This is a genomic window from Rouxiella badensis, from assembly GCF_026967515.2.
Lineage (GTDB): Bacteria > Pseudomonadota > Gammaproteobacteria > Enterobacterales > Enterobacteriaceae > Rouxiella > Rouxiella badensis.
This window is the reverse complement of sequence record NZ_CP114062.1, coordinates 3,270,842-3,286,470: the sequence shown is the minus strand read 5'-3', so window position 1 is coordinate 3,286,470 and position 15,629 is coordinate 3,270,842. Positions and strand designations below refer to the sequence as shown.

General features: G+C 53.5%; 15 protein-coding genes. 12 read left to right on the top strand and 3 right to left on the bottom strand.

Annotated elements, in window-relative coordinates; translation table 11 throughout:
• Position 1: 1 nt before the first annotated feature.
• From cysC to truD, 6 genes are all read left to right on the top strand, one after another.
• On the top strand, positions 2-607 hold the full coding sequence (gene cysC, locus O1V65_RS15265) for an adenylyl-sulfate kinase (protein WP_017490866.1): 606 nt from the start codon (positions 2-4) through the stop codon (positions 605-607).
• Positions 608-668: 61 nt separating this feature from the next.
• Positions 669-1,004, top strand: coding sequence for a DUF3561 family protein (locus O1V65_RS15260; RefSeq protein ID WP_017490865.1), 336 nt, complete (start codon positions 669-671; stop codon positions 1,002-1,004).
• 193 nt (positions 1,005-1,197) lie between these two features.
• A complete protein-coding gene (ftsB, locus tag O1V65_RS15255; protein ID WP_017490864.1) occupies positions 1,198-1,527 on the top strand; it encodes a cell division protein FtsB in 330 nt (109 codons plus the stop codon).
• Entirely contained in the window at positions 1,524-2,243 is a 720-nt protein-coding gene (gene ispD / locus O1V65_RS15250; protein ID WP_192503356.1) for a 2-C-methyl-D-erythritol 4-phosphate cytidylyltransferase, read from the top strand. Before ftsB ends, ispD begins: the two co-directional genes overlap by 4 nt.
• Complete coding sequence (ispF, locus tag O1V65_RS15245) at positions 2,243-2,716, top strand: 2-C-methyl-D-erythritol 2,4-cyclodiphosphate synthase (RefSeq protein ID WP_026110390.1); 474 nt, start codon at positions 2,243-2,245, stop codon at positions 2,714-2,716. Before ispD ends, ispF begins: the two co-directional genes overlap by 1 nt.
• 4 nt (positions 2,717-2,720) lie before the next feature.
• Positions 2,721-3,767 carry a tRNA pseudouridine(13) synthase TruD gene (truD, locus tag O1V65_RS15240; RefSeq protein ID WP_017490861.1) on the top strand — a complete coding sequence of 349 codons (1,047 nt, stop codon included), beginning with the start codon at positions 2,721-2,723 and terminating at the stop codon, positions 3,765-3,767.
• Positions 3,768-3,863: 96 nt separating this feature from the next.
• Here the strand turns inward: truD and O1V65_RS15235 are convergent, their stop codons facing one another.
• The gene (locus O1V65_RS15235; protein WP_269129852.1) at positions 3,864-5,735 is read right to left on the bottom strand and encodes a fibronectin type III domain-containing protein; all 1,872 of its coding nucleotides are present in this window, start codon (positions 5,733-5,735) and stop codon (positions 3,864-3,866) included.
• Positions 5,736-6,193: 458 nt separating this feature from the next.
• Here O1V65_RS15235 and surE point away from each other — a divergent pair, with 458 nt between their 5' ends.
• The 4 genes from surE to rpoS all read left to right on the top strand — a co-directional run bounded on the left by surE (position 6,194) and on the right by rpoS (position 9,911).
• Complete coding sequence (gene surE / locus O1V65_RS15230; RefSeq protein ID WP_026110389.1) at positions 6,194-6,961, top strand: 5'/3'-nucleotidase SurE; 768 nt, start codon at positions 6,194-6,196, stop codon at positions 6,959-6,961.
• A complete protein-coding gene (locus tag O1V65_RS15225) occupies positions 6,951-7,577 on the top strand; it encodes a protein-L-isoaspartate(D-aspartate) O-methyltransferase (RefSeq protein ID WP_017490858.1) in 627 nt (208 codons plus the stop codon). Before surE ends, O1V65_RS15225 begins: the two co-directional genes overlap by 11 nt.
• Positions 7,578-7,832: 255 nt before the next feature.
• A complete protein-coding gene (nlpD, locus tag O1V65_RS15220) occupies positions 7,833-8,861 on the top strand; it encodes a murein hydrolase activator NlpD (RefSeq protein WP_017490857.1) in 1,029 nt (342 codons plus the stop codon).
• 51 nt (positions 8,862-8,912) lie between these two features.
• Positions 8,913-9,911 (top strand): RNA polymerase sigma factor RpoS, encoded by a 999-nt coding sequence (gene rpoS, locus O1V65_RS15215; RefSeq protein ID WP_017490856.1) that lies wholly within the window; start codon positions 8,913-8,915, stop codon positions 9,909-9,911.
• Positions 9,912-10,002: 91 nt separating this feature from the next.
• Here the strand turns inward: rpoS and mutS are convergent, their stop codons facing one another.
• Both mutS and O1V65_RS15205 read right to left on the bottom strand, forming a co-directional pair.
• Complete coding sequence (gene mutS, locus O1V65_RS15210; RefSeq protein ID WP_269129851.1) at positions 10,003-12,558, bottom strand: DNA mismatch repair protein MutS; 2,556 nt, start codon at positions 12,556-12,558, stop codon at positions 10,003-10,005.
• A gap of 174 nt (positions 12,559-12,732) precedes the next feature.
• Positions 12,733-13,635 carry a LysR family transcriptional regulator gene (locus O1V65_RS15205; protein WP_269129850.1) on the bottom strand — a complete coding sequence of 301 codons (903 nt, stop codon included), beginning with the start codon at positions 13,633-13,635 and terminating at the stop codon, positions 12,733-12,735.
• A 121-nt stretch (positions 13,636-13,756) separates the two neighbouring features.
• On the opposite strand from O1V65_RS15205, the gene O1V65_RS15200 reads away from it, so the two are divergent.
• Together O1V65_RS15200 and O1V65_RS15195 are read left to right on the top strand one after the other, a co-directional pair.
• Positions 13,757-15,175 (top strand): aldehyde dehydrogenase family protein, encoded by a 1,419-nt coding sequence (locus O1V65_RS15200; protein WP_269129849.1) that lies wholly within the window; start codon positions 13,757-13,759, stop codon positions 15,173-15,175.
• Positions 15,176-15,286: 111 nt separating this feature from the next.
• The gene (locus tag O1V65_RS15195) at positions 15,287-15,625 is read left to right on the top strand and encodes a zinc ribbon domain-containing protein YjdM (RefSeq protein ID WP_084913223.1); all 339 of its coding nucleotides are present in this window, start codon (positions 15,287-15,289) and stop codon (positions 15,623-15,625) included.
• The last annotated feature ends 4 nt before the right edge of the window (positions 15,626-15,629 follow it).

Below are 15,629 nucleotides of genomic sequence, written 5' to 3'. Positions count from 1 at the left end.
TATGGCCCTTCAGGACGAAAATATCGTCTGGCATCCGCACGCGGTGACGCGTGCGGATCGCGAAAAGCAGCATGGGCATCGCGGCGTGGTGCTGTGGTTTACCGGCCTTTCAGGGTCGGGTAAATCCACGGTGGCAGGCGCGCTGGAGCAGGCGCTTTTCAGCCTCGGCGTGAGCACTTATCTTCTCGATGGTGACAATGTAAGACACGGACTGTGTCGCGATTTGGGCTTTTCCGATGACGACAGACGTGAAAATATCCGCCGCGTCGGGGAAGTAGCCAAGCTGATGGTAGACGCCGGACAGGTGGTGCTTACTGCGTTTATCTCACCTCATCGCGCCGAGCGTCAGATGGTACGTGAGTTGTTGGATAACGGGCAGTTTATCGAGGTATTTGTCGATACGCCGTTGGCTATCTGCGAGGCGCGTGACCCTAAGGGGTTATACAAGAAAGCGCGCGCGGGAGAGCTGAAAAACTTCACCGGTATCGACTCGGTTTATGAGCCGCCGCTGGAGTCTGATATTCACCTCGATGGTGAACAATTAGTAACACATTTGGTCCCGCAATTATTAGCTGTGCTGCGTGGTCGAGGTATTATCAATCCCTGAATGTTGCTGGCAAAACGCCGAAGAGCGTGTCGGTGTACAGCGAAACAACAGGGGTTGAACCATGCAAACGTTAAGTCAGTTATTCATCGACATCAAGCGTAAGAAGCCGTCGGTAAAGGAGAGCGAAGAACCTTCCTACTCCATGGTCGGCGGCTGCACCGGATTTGTGTTCTTCTGGCTGGCGTTTTCCCTTCCTTTTGTCATCTACGGCTCCAATACGCTGTTTTTCCTGCTCTATACCTGGCCGTTCTTTCTGGCGCTGATGCCTATCTCGGTGCTTATCGGTATCGCCTTCAGCATGCTGTTCAGCGGTCGTCTGTGGAAGACTCTGCCGTTGACCGGTCTGGTGGTGTTTTGCGTATTTTGGACCGTGTTCAAGTTTCTCAGCGGCTGGTAATCGCCTCCTCGTTCTCATTTTTCTCCGCCTTTCTGCGCAGCTTTTAATCGTTTTTATCCTCACGGTTGTAAACCATTGTGTCATTTGGGGACTTATTCTTAACTTAACTCCTAATCTGCTCGCCAATTTCCCCTTCAGTGTGGAGTCAAAGTGAAAGTTGTGGGATGATTGAGCGGCTATTTCAGGGGGCGGAATGGGCAAATTAACGCTGCTATTATTGATTATTCTAGGCTGGTTGCAGTATTCACTGTGGCTGGGTAAGAACGGTATTCACGATTACGTGCGGGTTAACGATGATGTTGAGGTGCAACAGGCCAGCAACGTCAAACTTAAATCACGCAATGACCAACTCTTCGCAGAGATTGACGACCTTAATGGCGGTCAGGAGGCGATTGAGGAACGCGCACGCAATGAGCTGGGCATGATCAAGCCCGGTGAGAGTTTCTATCGCCTGGTGCCAGACCAAAACAAGCGCAATCAGGCTTCCAACACAACGCAAGTAAGAATCAACAATAATCCATGAGCCACACAGCCGTCTCCTCGGCCGATATCGTCGCGGTGTTGCCCGCCGCCGGTATTGGCAGCCGCATGCAAAGCGAACTTCCTAAACAATACCTGACCATCGAAGGGAAAACCCTGCTCGAGCACGCTATCAATGCGCTGCTGCGCAGTCCCCGCGTCAGGAAAGTGGTGGTCGCTATCAGTCCTCAGGACACCTGGTTTGCCCAGTTGCCTGTTGCGCAGGACCCGCGTATTCAGGCGGTGACCGGTGGCGCGCAGCGTGCCGATTCGGTTATGGCCGGGCTCAAGCATGCGGGAGACGCGTCCTGGGTGTTGGTTCATGACGCGGCACGTCCGTGCCTGCATCCTGATGACTTGACGCGACTGCTGGCTATCAGCGCAACGAGTAACGTTGGCGGGATCCTTGCCGCGCCGGTACGCGACACGATGAAGCGCGGTGAACCGGGGATTGAGAAAATCGCCCATACCGTCGACCGTCAGGATTTATGGCACGCGCTTACGCCGCAGTTTTTCCCATTGGGTCTGTTAAAAGCCTGTCTGGAACGTGCGCTTGATGAAGGCGCTACCGTGACCGACGAGGCCTCGGCCATCGAATACTGTGGTTATCATCCGCAGTTAGTGCCGGGAAGATCCGATAATATTAAAGTTACCCGTCCAGAAGATCTGGCACTGGCAGCATTCTATTTAACTCAGTTACACCAAGAGGAGAGCGCATGATGCGTATCGGTCACGGTTTTGACGTACATAAATTTGGTGGCGAAGGCCCTCTGGTGATCGGCGGCGTGCGTATCCCTTATGAAAAGGGTCTGCTGGCACATTCAGACGGCGACGTTGCCCTGCATGCGGCGACTGATGCCCTGCTCGGTGCTGCCGCGCTTGGTGATATCGGCAAACTGTTCCCGGATACCGACCCGGCCTATAAAGGTGCAGACAGCCGCGAGCTGTTGCGTGAAGCCTATCGTCAGATTAAGGCGAAGGGCTATCGTCTCGGTAACCTCGACATCACCATCATCGCGCAGGCGCCAAAAATGCTGCCGCACGTGCCGCAGATGCGTGTCTTCATCGCCGAAGACCTGGGCTGCCACATGGACGACATCAATGTGAAAGCCACTACGACTGAAAAGCTGGGCTTTACCGGCCGCGGCGAAGGCATTGCCTGTGAAGCCGTTGCCCTGTTGATCAAGGCCTGATGCAATGGACATGAATAATCTGACCTGGCTGTACGGCAAGCCGCTTTCGAACGGTACGCTGAAAGCCAATCCAGAAGATTTCATCGTTGAGGAAGACCTTGGCTTTGAGCCGGACGGGGAAGGGGAGCATCTGCTGGTGCGCATCCGCAAGACCGGCTGCAACACCCAGTTTGTCGCCGAGCAGTTGGCCCGTTTCGCCGGTGTGCATCCCCGTTCGGTAAGCTATGCGGGTCTTAAAGACCGCCACGCCGTTACCGAGCAGTGGTTCTGTGTGCATTTGCCGGGGAAAGAAAACCCGGACCTCAGCCAGTTCCAGCTCGAAGGCTGTGAAGTGGTGCGCTTTGCTCGTCATCTGAAAAAGATGCGTATCGGTACACTGAAAGGCAATGCATTCACACTGGTACTGCGCGATTTGACCGACCTTGCAGACATTGAGCAGCGTCTGGAGAAGATTGTGTTACAGGGCGTGCCTAACTATTTTGGCGTGCAGCGCTTTGGGCGCGGCGGCAATAATCTGCTGCAGGCGACCCGCTGGGCGAAGGACGAAATCCGCGTTAAAGAGCGCCCTAAGCGCAGCTTCTATCTTTCTGCTAGCCGTAGCGCGATGTTTAACATTGTCGCCAGCCAGCGTTTGGCAAAAGGGCTGATGAGTGAGGCGATGCTGGGTGATGCGCTTCAGTTGAGTGGACGCGGCAGCTGGTTTGTTGCCAGGGAAGAAGAGCTGGAGTCGGTGCAGTCGCGCGTGGCCAGCGGTGAGCTGTTGATCACGGCACCGTTGCCGGGTGATGGTCCTTTGGGTTCACAGCAGGATGCCGAAGCCTTCGAGCTGAGCTGCATTGAGGACCAGACGCCGCTGCTGTCTCTGCTCAAGCGTGAACGTGTTGATCCTGCGCGCCGTGCCATTATGCTGCACCCGCAGAACATCGTCTGGAAACCGCTGGACGAGGCGACGCTGGAGCTTAAGTTCTGGCTGCCCGCGGGCAGTTTTGCCACCAGCCTGGTCCGTGAGTTGATGGGACAGGGTGAAGGCGACGCGGATATCAGCGAATAATCTTCTGCGCAACAATTACTCCCTCACGAGGAGGGGGTTCAAAGTTGACATAGAAAGCCGGCTAGCCGGCTTTCTATGTTTTTGTACTCTAAGAATTTACTTCTTGTCCCACGCCTGTTGCCATGCGCTGCCGGTAGAAGGCGCATAGGCCCACGCCACGCCGCTACACCATGGGGTATAAGGCGAGGGCTTACACTGATAGGCGTTGCCGTCAGCGGCGGTAACGATGTCACCGGCCTGATAATGGGTGCCTTCTTTGTAAGCCGGGTGCGCACTACCGTTGTCGTCACTTTTCTCTTTGGTGGTAACGGACAGCATCTCGGAAAGGCCGGACTTATTGCCTGAGATATCCGTCGCACTTACCTGATAGTGGTAAGTGGTATCCGGCTGAAGATTTTTGTCCTCAACGCGGATTTCTTTCACGTTAAATGCCAGTTTGCCATTGCGGAAAATCTCGTAACCCAACACTTTCACATTATCCGTTGAGGCTTTCCACGTCAGCGTCACGCTATTTTGTGCAACCTGCGTTGCTACCAACTGAGTGGGAATGGTGGGTGCCTGGGCGTCGTGTGCCGGGGCTTTTTCGGTCTTGATGCTCAGAACATCGCTGGCGGCAGAAATATTGTTTGCGGCGTCGACGGCCTTGACGGTGTAATGATACTCGACGTTTTCCTGTAAATTAACGTCGGTGTATTCATGGGAGGGAGCATCGGAAATTTTGACATTATTACGATATATTTCATAATGATGAACGCCTGCGGCGTTGTCGTCTGTCGAGGCCGTCCAGGTCAGATGAATGCTGCTGGCGGTCGCTTCTCCATGCAGATGGGTAGGTACGCTCGGCGCCGTGGTATCTTCGTCTGGAGTCACGATAGCATTTTCGCCGTAAATCAGGTCGGTGTAATCTTTACGGAACTGGCCGTTGAAGCCCTGATGAGAGACATTTTCACCTTCATCCCAGTTTATCGACCAGGTCATCACCCCTCTTAACGGCATGCCTTCTTTTTCTAAATCTTTGAAAACGCGATACACGTCCTGCGGCGTTTTGACAAAACCTGTTGCAGCCGCTGAGTTATTACTTGGCAAGCCGATAACTAATTTATTGGCAGGGATTTTCACTGCTGCCTTACCGTGTGGGTTAGCAATCAGTTCTTTAGTAAAGTGATAAAGGAATTCATATTTTTTAGAGTCATCATCCTGGCGATAATTAACCCAATAGACGCCGTCTGAGGTGTCTTCAGGTTCAAAGCCAATCCCGAACGCGCCCTGGTTATAATATTGCGGAGCAATAAAATCATAGTAGCCATCCAGATTTTTAATATAGTTTATATACTCTGGGGTAATTTCGGTCAGATAAGGAATTTCAGGGGCCATACTGATAATAAAATGCTTACCCTGATTTTCATAATGTTTGCGGACTATTTTCAGTGCAGCGGGAATAACGGTCTCATTATCAGCTTTCTTGATAGCCGCTTGCTCAAGGTCAATATCCAGGCCGTCGAAACCGTAGGTCTCGACCAGGCGTATGATTTCATTGGCAAACTTTTGCGTATCGCCTTTGGCAGCGTGCAGTTCAATGTGCGCATCCGCACCACCAAGAGACAGCAGAACAGCCTGTCCACGCTGATTTAGCTCCGAAATCTCGGTGCGAAAGCTTTGCTCCGTTCCATAGTAAGGGGTAAAGGTCGGCATGCTATTGTCATTGGTTGACTTCATGAACGAGACCATCACGACGTTAAACTCTTTAGGAGTATCTTTAAGGTTCATTTTTTTGGGATAGCCCTGCGCATAGTCCCCAGAGAATCCCTGATCCCAGTTATGCCAATAGCCGACCATCAACTTTTTACCTTCAATTGAAGGCATGGTAGCCGCATAGTCCGTTGCCGCGAAAGTCACGTTTGAGAAACCAATAAGACCGCATAGTGCGAGACAGGCGGCGACTTTGGATTTTAGCATTATATTTTTCATGTTCTCTCTGTTTGAATTTTCGTGCAGCAAAATTCATTATGAAATTAAAATAGATAAATTAAGAATGGGTGAAGGGGAAATATAAAGTCCGGTGTCGGTGTTCTTATATTTCGCGTGCATATATTACAGTGGGTTGTGGATTGTTTCTCTAAGGGAAGGGCCGGATATTTCTCGCATTTATTAATACTTCAATGCTTATAGATAGAGAATATTCTCTATTTGATGGCAGTGCGCAGTGAACGTAATGAAAGTCATTTATTTTATATTTATTAACCAAACGGCTGCGCTTTCCTACAAGCCTGTTTTTTCACTGTAGAAACCCAGCTGACAACGGTTATAATCATCACTGGTTTGACGGCAACGGGATTGCGTCGCAGCGTGAATGCGCGATCGTTGTGCAACTAAATGATAACCAGAGGATTTTCTTTGCAATCTACTGAGAACAAGGCATGACATCTTTGATACGGATATTGTTGAGTAATGATGACGGTGTGACGGCTCCCGGTATCCAGGCGCTAGCTTCTGCGCTGCGCGAATTCGCCGAGGTGACGGTGGTTGCGCCCGACAGGAATCGCAGCGGCGCATCGAACGCGCTGACGCTGGACTCACCCTTACGTATTCAAACCTATCCCAACGGTGACACTGCTGTTATTAACGGAACCCCAACGGACTGCGTCTATCTCGGCGTTAATCGGCTGATGCAGCCGCGCCCGGATATTGTTGTCTCAGGCATTAACGCTGGCCCGAATCTGGGGGATGACGTTATTTATTCCGGTACCGTCGCTGCCGCAATGGAAGGGCGGCACTTGGGCTATCCTGCGCTTGCCGTGTCACTCGACGGCCATCAGCATTACGATACCGCTGCGGCTATCACCTGCCGCATTCTGCGCATGCTGGCGAAAGAGCCGCTGCGCACCGGTCGAATCCTTAATATCAACGTTCCCGACCTGCCGCTCGAAAGCATTAAAGGCTTTCGCGTGACACGCTGCGGTAGCCGTCATCCTGCAGAACAGGTATTTTGTCAGCAGGACCCTCGCGGCCAGGATATGTACTGGATTGGCCCGCCCGGTGAAAAGTTTGATGTCGCACCGGATACCGATTTTGCCGCCGTGGCACAGGGCTATGTCTCCATTACCCCTTTGCACGTGGACCTGACGGCCTATGCGGCGCAGGACATTGTCAGAACGTGGTTAGCCAAAGCCGAGGTGAGCGGGAATGGTGATTAAGCCGATGTACAATTTGCTCGAGCAACTGCGCAAGCTGGGCATCTCTGATGAGCCGCTGCTACAGGCGATTGAAACGGTCCCGCGTGAACGCTTCGTCGATGAAGCCTTTCAGCACAAGGCCTATGAAAATACCGCTCTGCCTATCGGACTCGGGCAAACTATTTCCCAGCCTTATACCGTTGCCCGCATGACGGAGCTGCTGCGTTTAACACCTACGTCGCGCGTGTTGGAAATCGGCACCGGCTCGGGTTATCAAACCGCTATTCTTGCCCATTTGGTTGAGCACGTTTTTTCCGTTGAAAGGATTAAAGGGCTGCAATGGCAGGCTAAGCGCCGCCTCAAACAGCTGGATCTGCATAATGTCTCAACGCGCCACGGCGACGGCTGGGAAGGGTGGCCTTCTCGCGGCCCCTTCGATGCCATTATCGTCACCGCCGCCCCTCCCGAAATCCCTCAGGAATTACTCACTCAGCTTGCGGAAGGCGGGGTGATGGTTTTGCCGGTTGGAGAGCAAAATCAGACTTTGCAACGTATCCAACGACGTGCGAATGATTTTACTATCGAAAACATCGAGGCTGTTCGTTTTGTTCCCTTGGTGAAAGGTGAGCTCGCCTGAGTGCGTTTTTCGTACTATTCGGGACTAAACCCCTAAAATTTAAATACAACTGACTTATGGTGATAACGTTGCGTTGTTGATAGCATTCACTACAGTTTTTTATTGCCACAGTTTTTTTAACTATCGCCATCGGCTGATTTCGCGTCAGCCAGCATGTAAACGGCCCGCCTTTCGTTGTTAAATGGTTCCTAATGGATCCAGGCAGCGTTTGGCCTGAGCCGCGATAGATTCTGATATTGCCGTCATGGGGGAGTTATGAGCACGGGAAGCCCAATTAAAACCTTAAGCCGCATTGCGGTATGTACATTTGTTGGCGCCTGGCTTGCGGGATGTTCCAATAATGCCTCGACGACTGCTCCAATTAGCACCGTAAACGGTGGCGGAGGCATGCTCCGCGCCCCTCAAGGGGGTCAGATTACTCCGAATTCCAGCGATAATGCCCCGATGATTAATGCTCAGGGACACATCGTTTATAACCGCAGTTATAACAGTATTCCGAAAGGCAGCTACAGCGGAAGCACCTATAAAGTTAAGCGCGGCGACACTCTTTTTTACATTGCCTGGATAACCGGTAATGACTTCCGAGACCTGGCGGCCCGTAACAATATCGCCGAGCCGTATGCGCTTGAAGTAGGTCAACGTATTCAAATTAATAACGTTTCTCGCACCGCGAGCAGCGGCGGTATGTTGGCCGCAACGGATGCAACGCAGGGGGGGATTCCTAAAGCCCCTTCAAGCGGCATGATGCAGGGTACAGTGGTTGCATCTCAACCAACTACCACGTATTCTGAATCTTCAAGTAAACAGAATGTAGGTCGGATGTTGCCTACAGCGGGCGTTGTCGCAACGACGACGGCACCTGTTACCGCACCGAGCGCTCCCGTCGAAAGTACGACAGACAATGGCGGCCCAGTTTCCTCTTGGAGATGGCCGACTGAAGGGAGAATTATCGATAATTTCTCAGCCTCTGAGGGGGGAAATAAAGGTATCGATATCGCCGGTTCACGTGGACAACCAGTATTGGCAACCGCCAGCGGGCGAGTCGTTTATGCCGGTAATGCGCTACGTGGCTACGGTAATCTGATCATCATTAAACACAATGATGACTACCTGAGCGCCTATGCACACAATGATTCAATGCTGGTCCGGGAACAACAAGAAGTGCAGGCGGGTCAAAAAATAGCGACGATGGGTAGCACCGGAACCAGCTCAGTAAGATTGCATTTTGAAATTCGTTACAAGGGGAAATCCGTAAACCCGCTGCGTTATCTTCCGCAGCGATAAGCCGGGCAGAGTCACTGATTCTGCTCTTGGGACCACGGGTAGGAGCAGCTTATGAGTCAGAATACGCTGAAAGTTAACGAGTTACATGATGATGTAGATTTCGATGAGAACAGCGCTGAAGCCTTTGACGAAGAGAAAGCAACCGTCGAGGAGTCTGTTGATAGTGACGCTCTTGAAGCTGAAGAGGAGTTACTGTCACAGGCTGTAAGCCAAAGAGTGCTGGATGCAACTCAACTGTACCTTGGTGAAATTGGTTACTCTCCTCTGCTTACCGCAGAAGAAGAGGTTTATTTTGCACGGCGTGCGCTGCGAGGTGACGTACCATCTCGCCGCCGCATGATTGAAAGTAACCTGCGTTTAGTGGTCAAGATTGCGCGCCGCTACAGTAATCGCGGTCTGGCGCTGCTGGATCTGATTGAAGAGGGTAACCTCGGTCTGATTCGTGCCGTTGAGAAGTTTGACCCTGAGCGCGGTTTTAGATTTTCCACTTATGCGACATGGTGGATCCGTCAAACAATCGAACGGGCGATCATGAATCAAACCCGTACCATTCGTTTGCCAATTCACATCGTTAAAGAACTGAACGTTTATCTGCGTACTGCACGTGAACTGGCACACAAGCTCGACCATGAGCCTAGTGCCGAAGAAATTGCAGAACAGCTCGACAAACCGGTCCACGACGTTAGCCGTATGCTGCGCTTGAATGAGCGCATCACCTCCGTTGACACCCCATTGGGTGGTGACTCGGAGAAGGCGTTGCTGGACATTCTGGCCGACGAGAAAGAGAACGGACCGGAAGACACCACGCAAGACGATGACATGAAACACAGCATCGTTAAGTGGCTGTTCGAACTGAATGCAAAACAGCGTGAAGTCCTGGCGCGTCGTTTCGGCCTGTTGGGTTATGAAGCGGCAACTCTTGAGGATGTAGGTCGTGAGATAGGCCTGACGCGTGAACGTGTTCGTCAGATACAGGTTGAAGGGCTGCGTCGCCTGCGTGAAATTCTGCAGGGACAAGGTTTGAGCATCGAAGCGTTGTTCCGTGAATAATCATCGGTAAACTGTACAATCGAAGCAACACAAAAAGGGGGAGCAACTCATTGCTCTCCCTTTTTATTTTCAACCAATGATGCGGTGAAGTTTACACCATCGCCTTGAGGCGATAGATCCATTCCAGCGCCTGCCGTGGCGACAGTGAATCTGCGTCTAGCGCTTCAAGGGCTTCAACCGCCGGTGAAATCTCTTCGCTCAGCAGCGGCAACTGTGGGCCATCAATCTTGCTGGCGGCGGCGTTATTCGACAGTGCTTCCAGCTCTTTGAGTTTCTGTCTGGCGCGCTTAATAACCTCGCGCGGCACACCGGCCAGCGCAGCAACCGCCAGTCCATAACTCTTGCTCGCCGCCCCTTCCTGAACGCTGTGCATAAAGGCAATGGTATCGCCGTGCTCAATCGCGTCGAGATGGATATTCACCGTGCCTTCCATTTTCTCCGGCAGCGTCGTCAGCTCAAAGTAGTGGGTGGCGAACAGCGTCATAGCCTTGATGCGGCTCGCCAGGCTTTCAGCGCAGGCCCAGGCCAGCGACAGACCGTCATAGGTGGAGGTGCCACGGCCAATTTCGTCCATCAACACCAGGCTGTTCTCGGTGGCGTTGTGCAGAATATTGGCGGTCTCAGTCATTTCAACCATGAAGGTTGAACGGCCCGAGGCCAGGTCATCTGCGGCACCGACGCGGGTGAAGATACGGTCGATAGGCCCCAGCGTGGCCTGCTCGGCGGGTACGTAGCTACCGATGTGCGCCATCAGCGCAATCAGTGCGGCTTGACGCATATAGGTACTCTTACCGCCCATGTTGGGACCGGTAATAATCAGCATTCTGCGCTGTGGAGACATGACCAGCGGATTAGAAATAAAGGGTTCGCTCAGCACCTGTTCCACCACCGGATGACGACCACCGACAATGTTGATGCCCGGCTTTTCGCTCAGCGTTGGGCAGCAATAGTTGAGCGTGTAAGCGCGCTCAGCCAGATTATTCAGTACGTCGATTTCAGCCAGCGCCGCGGCGCTCTGCTGGAGCGCAGAAAGGTGCGGCATCAGCAGATCAAACAGCTCTTCGTACAGCGCTTTCTCCAGCGACAGCGCTTTGCCTTTTGAAGTCAGGACCTTGTCTTCATACTCTTTCAGTTCGGGAATGATGTAGCGTTCGGCATTTTTTAGCGTCTGGCGGCGAACATAATGGATAGGTGCAAGGTGGCTCTGACCACGGCTTATCTGTATGTAGTAACCGTGCACGCCGTTGAAGCCCACTTTCAGGGTATCCAGACCCAGCTTTTCGCGTTCGCGGATCTCGAGGCGGTCGAGGTAATCCGTTGCTCCGTCGGCCAGCGCTCGCCATTCGTCGAGTTCGGCATTGTATCCCGGCGCAATCACGCCACCGTCGCGCACCAGCACGGGCGGTGCGTCAATAATGGCGCGCTCGAGCAGGGCGATCAGCTCATCAAATTCGCCGGCCTTTTCAACCAGCGATTGAACGTAAGGGACGTCGATTGGCTGAAGCAGAGCGCGGATCTCCGGCAACTGCTGGAGTGCGTGGCGCATACGTGCCAGGTCGCGCGGACGCGCGCTTCGCAGCGCCAGACGTGCCAGAATACGTTCGAGGTCGCCGACCTGACGCAGTACCGGTTGCAGCTCGGCGGTCAAGTCCTGCAAAGCACCGACCGCCTGCTGGCGATTGTTCAGTACCTTGAAATCGCGCGTTGGCATGTGGATCCAACGCTTGAGCATGCGGCTGCCCATCGGCGTGACGCTTTGGTCGAGAATGGCAGCCAGCGTGTTTTCAACGCCGCCGGAGAGGTTTTGCGTCAGCTCAAGATTGCGTCTGGTGGCGGCATCCATAATGATGCCGTCCTGCTGACGCTCCATGGTCACGCCACGAATATGCGGCAGCGAGGTGCGCTGGGTGTCTTTCACGTACTGCAATAGGCAGCCGGCTGCACGCAGCGCCTGCGTAGCCTGTTCGACGCCAAAACCGCTGAGGTCACGGGTGCCGAACTGAAGATTAAGTTGCTGGCGCGCGGTGTCGAGCTCGAACTCCCAGATTGGGCGACGACGCAGGCCACGGCGGGTGTCGATTAACGACATCGACTCGAAGGTTTCCGGATAGAGCAATTCTGCCGGGTTCGTGCGCTGGATTTCGGCGGCCATCGTTTCGAGGTCGGTCGGTTGAGCAACGCGGAAACGTCCTGAGCTGATATCGAGCGTTGCGTAGCCGAAGCCTCGACCGTCTTGCCAGATGGCGGCCAACAGGTTGTCCTGACGTTCGCTTAGCAGCGCTTCGTCACTGACGGTTCCTGGCGTGACAATGCGCACCACTTTACGCTCGACAGGGCCTTTACTTAAGGCCGGATCGCCAACCTGTTCACAGATGGCAACGGATTCGCCGAGATGCACTAGCTTGGCAAGATAGCCTTCAACCGCGTGATAAGGAACGCCCGCCATTGGGATGGGTTCACCGGCGGAGGCGCCGCGCTTGGTCAGCGAGATGTCCAGCAGCTGCGAGGCCTTTTTGGCGTCGTCATAGAACAACTCATAGAAGTCGCCCATCCGGTAGAACATCAGGATTTCAGGATTCTGTGCCTTTAGACGCAGGTACTGCTGCATCATGGGGGTGTGGGCATCTAAATTATCGCTATTACTCATGCGCTTAGTTTCTTAGTTGTTTAAGTCATTCATAGAGTTAAAAAGGCTCTATAACTCTAAAATTTTGTGCGGGTATAGTAGCCCAAGCACGTCAAAACTGACACCCCGCAAACGGGAATGCATCTCGGAGATTTGCAAAGAAGTGTGGGCGCTTGTTGTCGGCCAGAGCTGCTGCTAGATCTGGCGGTCGCGTATTTCATGCACCATTTCGATCAGCGCCTTTAATCCCGCTGGAACGTGTCTGCGACCGGGATAATACAGCCGTAATCCTTCAAACGAAGGGCACCACTCTTCCAGCACGCTGACCAGACTGCCGCTGGCCAGATCCTTTTCGATAAACCAGCTTGAAATGAACGCCAGACCCATGCCGCTGCGTGCCGCCTGGCGGATAGCGCGTAACTCGTTGAGCACGATTCGCGTCGGTATGTTTATCGCAAATTTTTGCTGATGACGCTCAAGCTCCCAGTGGTAGATTCCGCCGTGAGACATACGCATGCCGACCCCTTGATGCGCGGCGAGGTCCTCCGGCGTTTGCGGCACGCCGTGGGTGGCGAAATACTGCGGACTTCCGACGATGAGCATGCGTGCCGGGGGCGTCACTGGCACGGCTATCATGTCCTGCGGTACCGATTCACCGAGTCGGATCCCCGCGTCAAAGCCCTCGGCAACGATATCGATCATCCGGGCCTCGGTCGCGATATCTATGCGCATGTTGGGGTAACGCTGAAGATATTCCCGCAGCAGCGGCTCAAACAGCAGCAGTGCAGATTCGGGCGGAGCATTAATACGCAGGGTGCCGGTGGGTGACTCGGGCTGTGTGCTTATCTCTTTCGAAGCACGCTGAATCTCGGCCAGTGCGGGGGCAATGCGTTCGACATAACGTCGGCCCGCCTCGGTAAGCGATACGCTGCGCGTTGAGCGGTTAAAGAGTCTAATATTGAGGCGAGCCTCAAGGCCGGCAACGGCATTGCTGACCGCGGTAGCAGACATGCCTAGCTCGCGCGCGGCGGCGCGAAAGCTGCTGCGTTGCGCGACGGCAAGAGTCACTTCAAGCTCAGTCAGACCAGTACGATGCATCGTTTATTGTCCTGATTTTCGTTATACCCCGTACAGCATAACCCCGCTTATCAGAGCAACCTAGCCTTCTTATACTCCTCAATATTGAAAACTTATTAACGAGTGCGTTTGAGGATCCATCATGCAAAAGATCGACAAAATCTATATCAACGGTGAGTTTCTGACACCTCACGGCACCGAACGTTTCGAGCTGTTTAATCCGGCTACTGAAGAGGTGATTGGCACGGTACAACTGGCCGACGTAGAGGATACTCAGCGGGCGATAGCGGCAGCGAAAGCGGCGTTCCCGGAGTGGTCGCGCACGACTAAAGTGCAGCGTATTGCCGCACTCAAACGCATGCATGCCGCCGTGGTGGCCTGTGAAGAGGAACTGTTGGAGGCCATTATCACCGAGTACGGCGCGCCAGCCGCGCGTTCACGCTGGATGGCGAGCTATCCGGCAGACGTCATTTTACAGGTTATGCAGACGCTCGAGTCCTTTGAATTCGAAGAGCAGGCTGGTATCGCGAAGGTCATCCTTTGCCCGGTCGGCGTCGCTGGCCTGATTACACCCTGGAACAGCGATGCAGGGTTTATCTGCAACAAGTTGGCGACCGCGCTGGCGGCGGGATGTACCGCCGTTATCAAGCCGAGCGAGATGAGCGCTATTCAGACACAAATCATCACCGAGGCGTTGCATAAAGCCGAACTGCCCGCGGGCGTATTCAACATTGTCACCGGGCGTGGCGAGGTCGTTGGCGCAGAGATAAGCCGTCACCCTGATATCGCCAAGATTTCTTTTACCGGCTCGACGGCGGTGGGCAAGGGGATTATCGAAAGCGGTGCAGCGACGCTCAAGCGCGTGACGCTGGAGCTGGGAGGTAAATCACCCACCATTATTCTGGACGACGCCGACGCTGCAACCGTGGTGCCGATGGCGTTGATGGCGGGGTTTATGAACAGCGGACAGGCTTGTATTGCCGGAACGCGTATTCTGGTGCCGCGCAGTCGTTTAACGGAGTTCGAGCAGGCCTTCTCCCGCGCCGTGGAACAGATTCAGTCCGGCTCTCCGCGTGATGAGAAGACCGACATTGGGCCCATGGTCAGTCGCAAACAGTGGGAACGCGTGCAGAGCTATATTCGCCTTGGGCTGGAGGAAGGAGCAACGCTTTTGACCGGTGGGGAAGGACGTCCTGCTGGGTTCGATAAGGGCTGGTTAGTGAAACCGACGGTATTCACACAGGTCAATAATCAGATGCGAATTGCCCGTGAAGAAATTTTTGGACCCGTGCTGTCGATTATCCCTTATGAGACTGAGGCCGATGCGCTGAAAATTGCCAACGATACAGATTATGGCCTCAATGCGATGGTGCTGAGCGGCAGTCTTGAGCGAGGTCTCCGTGTGGCGCGACAGATTGAAACCGGCCGAGTGCTGGTTAATCCCCTGGCTCACGAACCTCAGGCGCCGTTTGGCGGCGTTAAGCAGTCTGGTTTAGGCCGCGAGATGGGCAAGTGGGGGTTGATGGCCTATCTGGAGCCTAAAACGCTGTTGGTGGGATAGCACGGGGGTATTTTTAAAGAGGATAAAAAGCTAAAATGTACCCAGACAAAGACTAAGGTCTTTTATTTTTCTGTATTTTCATTTCTTTATTAGCTTTTTTAAGAGGTTAGCGTGCAATCATTACCACATTGTCCTAAATGCAGTTCTGAATTTACCTGGCAGGAAGGCGAACAGCTGAACTGTCCGGAATGCGGTCACGAGTGGCCGGCCAATGCGGCAGCAGCAGAAGAAGAGGGACGGGTGGTAAGAGACGCTAACGGCAATCTTCTGGCAGACGGCGATGCGGTCACGGTCATCAAAGACCTCAAGGTCAAAGGCAGTTCATCGACCCTTAAAATCGGTACCAAAGTGAAGAGTATCCGACTGGTTGAGGGCGACCACAACATCGACTGTAAGATTGACGGTTTTGGCCAAATGAAGCTGAAATCCGAGTTTGTTAAGAAAAACTAAAATA